Source organism: Vibrio sp. 2033 (assembly GCF_033339735.1).
In genome coordinates this window covers 1-1,010 of sequence record NZ_JAWOVC010000125.1, presented here as the reverse complement: position 1 = coordinate 1,010, position 1,010 = coordinate 1, and the positions used below count along the sequence as shown (strand labels likewise).

Genomic DNA, 1,010 nt, shown 5'->3' with positions numbered 1-1,010 from the left:
ACGTTCAAGTGGTTCACTCTCGAAGCGCAGTGCCCATTTTTGGTCGTTGTGCAATCTTGACTGTATCTCTGACTCTGTTTGAAGCCCGAAGTTTCCCCCTTCCACAATCGCGCCGACAATATTGAGATCTGAGAAGCACTCACCAGCAAGACCGTGCATTGCGATTCTTCCACCCATTGAGTAGCCAATCAAAATAAGTGGTTGTTGCGGAGGAAATAATAAAGATAGTGTGGAATTAAGAAGTTTGCAGCAATCATCGAGATCGTTGCACTTTGTAAACTGGCTGCGACCATGACCAGGAAGGTCTATAACGACTCGTTCAAACTGAGTCAGCTCATCCAAACAAGCTTGCCAATCAGCACCACTTCCTAAAAGACCATGCAAAAACACCAGAGTGGGAAGATCACCACTTTGGTGTTTTTCAGTTGGAGAGAGACGCTCAGAGTGAAGCATGCAGGCTCTTATTAAATGCCTTTATCAACTCTGCGGCTTGGCTTGGTGGGGTTTGAACTTCCACCAGCATTGTGCCTTGGCCGCTCGCCAGGTGCTCGGCAACCATTGCTTGATACATTTGTAATGTAGTTGGCTTTTCATACTTTAAGCCAAACTGCTTAGCTGCATGTTCAAACTGATAACCGTGGGGCATTTGGTAGTACGCAGTGCGATGCTCCTGAGGCACTGGCAACATATCGAAAATCGCACCACCATCATTGTTTGTGACCACAAGTACTGACGGCAGATCATTACGAGAAAACAGCGCGAGCGAGTTGAGGTCATAAAGCGCCGATGTATCACCGATGTACATCAATAGCGGCTTGCCTCGCGAGCGCTGCACACCAGAAGCTGTGGCAAATAGACCATCAATACCCGACGCTCCGCGATTGGTAAACACCTCAGTATTTAATCGGCCAAACATATCGACCAATCGAACAAACAAGCTGTTACCGAGAAAGACATCGACGTTCTGCGTTCGCTCTTCAATGTCAGCCGCTAACGCGATTTCATTAAGC

2 protein-coding genes are annotated in these 1,010 nt (G+C 47.5%); both read right to left on the bottom strand.

Going from position 1 to position 1,010, the window contains the following annotated elements; translation table 11 throughout:
• Positions 1 to 453, bottom strand: a 453-nt coding sequence (locus R7P74_RS25070) for an alpha/beta fold hydrolase (RefSeq protein WP_318123348.1), incomplete at its 3' end; no start/stop codon positions are given.
• Positions 440 to 1,010, bottom strand: a 571-nt coding sequence (locus R7P74_RS25065; RefSeq protein ID WP_318123346.1) for a thiamine pyrophosphate-dependent enzyme, incomplete at its 5' end; no start/stop codon positions are given. The genes R7P74_RS25065 and R7P74_RS25070, both read right to left, overlap by 14 nt.